The organism is Subdoligranulum sp. APC924/74, from assembly GCF_003324125.1.
Lineage (GTDB): Bacteria > Bacillota > Clostridia > Oscillospirales > Ruminococcaceae > Gemmiger > Gemmiger qucibialis.
The window spans coordinates 1-4,125 of sequence record NZ_PSQF01000155.1 but is presented as its reverse complement, the minus strand read 5'-3'; the positions used below and the strand labels follow the sequence as shown (position 1 = coordinate 4,125).

Genomic DNA, 4,125 nt, shown 5'->3' with positions numbered 1-4,125 from the left:
TATGGCGCAGCCGAGCAGTACCTCACCTTTGAACATGACGAGTTTACCATGAAGCCCACCCTTGATGAAAACGGGCGGCTCATGCTCAGGGAGGACTATCGAATAGCCACGCTGAACTGCGGCGACGAGGATTTTGCCGTTGCCTGTATGCGCTCCAATCTCCGCTATGGGAAGAACCAGAAGCGGGAAGATGTAAAAAGCCACCACTATATCATCAGCTTTGACCCACGGGACGGGACAGACAACGGCTTGACCACAGACCGGGCGCAGGAACTGGGGGAACAGTTCTGCAAGGCACATTTCCCCGGACACCAAGCCCTAATCTGCACCCACCCGGACGGGCATAACCACAGCGGGAATATCCATGTGCATATCGTCATCAACTCCCTGCGGATTTACGAAGTCCCGCTTCTGCCCTACATGGACAGACCAGCCGACACAAGGGAGGGCTGCAAGCACCGCTGTACCAATGCCGCTATGGAATATTTCAAGAGTGAAGTCATGGAGATGTGCCACCGGGAGGGGCTTTACCAAATCGACCTCTTGAACGGCAGCAAGGAACGGATAACCGAACGGGAATATTGGGCGGCAAAGAAAGGGCAGCTTGCCCTTGATAAAGAGAACACTGTCAGAGAAGCCGCAGGACAGCCGACCAAGCCCACCAAGTTTGAAACGGACAAGGCGAAGCTGCGCCGGACGATACGGCAGGTACTTTCCCAAGCTACCAGCTTTGACGAGTTTTCTTCCCTTTTGCTGCGGGAGGGTGTAACTGTCAAGGAGAGCCGGGGGCGGCTTTCCTACCTCACGCCGGACAGGACAAAGCCTATCACAGCCCGGAAGCTGGGGGACGATTTTGACAAGGCTGCTGTCCTTGCTCTGCTCACGCAGAACGCCCACAGAGCCGCCGAACAGAACAAAGCCATACCCAAATACCCTGCCGCAGTTAAAAAGCCGTCACAAGGGGCAAAAACCACAAAAACCACCCCGGCAGACAACACCTTGCAGCGCATGGTTGACCGGGAAGCCAAGCGAGCCGAGGGCAAGGGCGTGGGCTATGACCGCTGGGCGGCAAAGCACAATCTAAAGCAAATGGCGGCTACCGTTACCGCCTACCAGCAGTACGGCTTTTCTTCCCCGGAGGAACTGGACGAAGCCTGTTCTGCCGCCTATGCCGCCATGCAGGAAAGCCTTACAGAGCTGAAGCAGGTGGAAAAGACACTGAACGGGAAAAAGGAGCTGCAACGGCAGGTGCTTGCCTATTCCAAGACCCGCCCTGTCCGGGACGGGCTGAAACAGCAGAAAAACGCCAAGGCAAAAGCAGCCTACCGACAGAAGCATGAAAGCGACTTTATCATAGCAGACGCAGCCGCCCGTTATTTTAGGGAGAACGGCATTTCCAAGCTGCCGAGCTATAAAGCCCTGCAAGCAGAGATTGAAAGCCTTATCAAAGAGAAAAACAGCGGCTACAACGATTACCGGGCAAAACGGGAGGAATACCGCCGCTTACAGACTGTCAAGGGCAATATCGACCAGATTTTACGCCGGGAACGCAAGCCTGTGAAAAGGCAGGAACAGGAGCGATAAAAACCGCCCCAAAATGTACCCGAACCCATACAGAACAAGGGGGCTGCCCCGCACCCTATCCGCAATACCAAAGGATTTTTTAACGGGCTTACAGGGCAGAAAAACCCCGAAAATGATACCGAGATGATACAGAATTACCGCCGATACCGCCACACCAGCGGAAACGGCAGAAAGGAGCGCACCCATGCCAAGAATGAGCAAGAAACGGCGGCTGGAATGGTCTTTTTTCCTGCGGCAAGTAAAAGTCGGGAATACCACCTGCGACCGTATCACATACAACGACCTCTGCCGGGGCTGTACCCATAGCTGCAAGCAGAGCTTCCGGGCGGTTATCATACTCTGCCCCCACTACTACTCCAAACGCCGGAAAAAGGAGGACAGGGACAATGGCAGATAACCGCAAGTATTACTACCTCAAGCTGAAAGAGAACTTTTTTGACAGCGACTCCATTGTGCTGCTGGAAGATATGAAAGACGGGATTTTATACTCCAATATCCTCTTGAAGCTGTACTTAAAATCGCTGAAAAACGGCGGGAAATTGCAGCTTGACGAGCATATCCCCTACACAGCGCAGATGATAGCGACACTGACCCGCCACCAGATAGGGACGGTTGAGAGGGCTTTAGAGATTTTCCGGCAGTTGGGGCTTGTGGAGCAGCTTGACAGCGGGGCTTTTTATATGACCGATATTGAGCTGATGATAGGACAGTCCTCTACCGAAGCCGAGAGGAAACGGGCTGCAAGGCTGGAAAACAAGGCACTTTTACCGCCCCGGACAAAAGGCGGACATTTGTCCGACATTCGTCCACCAGAGATAGAGATAGAGTTAGAGAAAGAGATAGAGATAGAAAAAGAGAGAGAGGGAGAAACGGGACACCCCGCCCCCGCTGCTTATGGCAGATACAACAATGTGATACTGACCGATACAGAGCTTTCCGGGCTGAAAACAGAGCTGCCCGACAAGTGGGAGTATTACCTTGACCGGCTTTCCTGCCATATCGCTTCCACCGGGAGGCAGTACCACAGCCATGCAGCCACCATTTACAAGTGGGCGCAGGAGGACGCTGCCAAAGGCAAGGCTGCCCCGAAACAGGGCATACCCGATTATTCATGCAAGGAGGGCGAGAGCTTATGAAAAACGAGATTGAAGCTATGATTACGGACATTACAACCACTACCACCGAAGCGGAGGATTACACAGGCGAGGACGGGCTTTTATACTGCGGTAAGTGCCATACGCCCAAAGAAGCCTATTTTGCAGAGGGAAAGACTTGTTTCGGGCGTGACCGCCACCCAACAGACTGCGACTGCCAGCGGGCAGCCCGTGAAAAGCAGCAAGCCGCCGAAAGCCGACAGAAGCACCTTGAAAAAGTGGAGGACTTGAAACGCCGGGGCTTTACTGACCCTGCTATGCGGAACTGGACATTTGAGCATGACAACGGCAGAAACCCACAGACCGAAACCGCCCGCTTTTATGTGGAGAGCTGGGAAACCATGCAGGCTGAAAATATCGGCTACCTGTTTTGGGGAGGCGTGGGGACGGGAAAAAGCTACCTTGCCGCCTGTATCGCCAACGCCCTTATGGAGAAAGAGGTTGCCGTCTGTATGACAAACTTTGCAACCATACTCAATGACCTTGCTGCCAGCTTTGATGGCAGGAACGAATATATTTCCCGCCTTTGCAGCTACCCCCTGCTGATACTTGATGATTTTGGTATGGAGCGAGGAACAGAATACGGGCTGGAACAGGTTTACAGCGTGATTGACAGCCGTTACCGAAGCGACAAGCCGCTGATCGCCACGACCAACCTCACGCTGGAGGAATTGCAGCACCCGCAGGACACGCCCCACGCCCGTATCTATGACAGGCTGACTTCCATGTGCGCCCCCGTCCGCTTCACGGGCAGCAACTTCCGAAAGGAAACCGCACAGGAAAAGCTGGAACGCTTAAAGCAACTGATGAAGCAGCGAAAGGAGAGCCTATGACAGAAACGAAACAGACAAGCACCACCAAAACAGACCGCCGCCCGGACTGTGTGACGGAAATCCGCATGGGCAACTCCGTCCTTACCGTTTCCGGCTTCTTCAAGCAGGGCGCAACCGATACCGCAGCCGACAAGATGATGAAAGTGCTGGAAGCGGAAGCTGCTACACAAAAAACGGCGATTTGACCGACCATAAAGAAGCAGATTTGACGCTTTTGCCGCTATACAGACCGCCGCCCCATGTGGTACAATCAAGGTACGGAATAGTGGGGCTGGCTGTCGGAAACGGAGGATTTTATGTTAAGACAGACCAACCAACAACCAATTACCGCCCTTTACCCAAGACTTTCCCATGAGGACGAGCTGCAAGGCGAGAGCAATTCCATTTCCAATCAGAAGCGTATCCTTGAAACCTATGCAAAGCAGAACGGCTTTTCCAATCTGCGCTGGTACACGGACGACGGTTATTCTGGTGCGAACTTTCAAAGACCCGGTTTTCAAGCCATGCTTGCGGACATTGAAGCCGGAAAAGTCGGGACAGTTATCGTAAAGGAT

Annotated in this window: 6 protein-coding genes; all 6 read left to right on the top strand. The window is 53.5% G+C overall.

The genetic code is table 11. The features are described 5' to 3' along the window. The coding region (locus C4885_RS15685; RefSeq protein WP_242979621.1) for a relaxase/mobilization nuclease domain-containing protein at positions 1 to 1,584 on the top strand (1,584 nt) is incomplete at its 5' end. Between the two features lie 184 nt (positions 1,585 to 1,768). Next, positions 1,769 to 1,981, top strand: a complete 213-nt coding sequence (locus tag C4885_RS15675; RefSeq protein WP_058966390.1) for a hypothetical protein — start codon at positions 1,769 to 1,771, stop codon at positions 1,979 to 1,981. After that, positions 1,971 to 2,720 carry a phage replisome organizer N-terminal domain-containing protein gene (locus tag C4885_RS15670; protein WP_114001227.1) on the top strand — a complete coding sequence of 250 codons (750 nt, stop codon included), beginning with the start codon at positions 1,971 to 1,973 and terminating at the stop codon, positions 2,718 to 2,720. The genes C4885_RS15675 and C4885_RS15670 overlap by 11 nt, the downstream gene beginning before the upstream one ends. Further along, entirely contained in the window at positions 2,717 to 3,571 is an 855-nt protein-coding gene (locus C4885_RS15665) for an ATP-binding protein (protein WP_114001226.1), read from the top strand. Before C4885_RS15670 ends, C4885_RS15665 begins: the two co-directional genes overlap by 4 nt. Further along, the gene (locus tag C4885_RS15660) at positions 3,568 to 3,756 is read left to right on the top strand and encodes a transposon-encoded TnpW family protein (protein ID WP_002569233.1); all 189 of its coding nucleotides are present in this window, start codon (positions 3,568 to 3,570) and stop codon (positions 3,754 to 3,756) included. The genes C4885_RS15665 and C4885_RS15660 overlap by 4 nt, the downstream gene beginning before the upstream one ends. Positions 3,757 to 3,867: 111 nt before the next feature. Continuing rightward, a partial coding sequence (locus tag C4885_RS15655) for a recombinase family protein (RefSeq protein ID WP_114001225.1) occupies positions 3,868 to 4,125 on the top strand: 258 nt, incomplete at its 3' end.

Coding starts and splice junctions, on each gene's coding strand:
- C4885_RS15660 (WP_002569233.1), top strand. CDS start 3,568: ATGACAGAAACGAAACAGACAAGCACCACCAAAACAGACCGCCGCCCG.
- C4885_RS15665 (WP_114001226.1), top strand. CDS start 2,717: ATGAAAAACGAGATTGAAGCTATGATTACGGACATTACAACCACTACC.
- C4885_RS15670 (WP_114001227.1), top strand. CDS start 1,971: ATGGCAGATAACCGCAAGTATTACTACCTCAAGCTGAAAGAGAACTTT.
- C4885_RS15675 (WP_058966390.1), top strand. CDS start 1,769: ATGCCAAGAATGAGCAAGAAACGGCGGCTGGAATGGTCTTTTTTCCTG.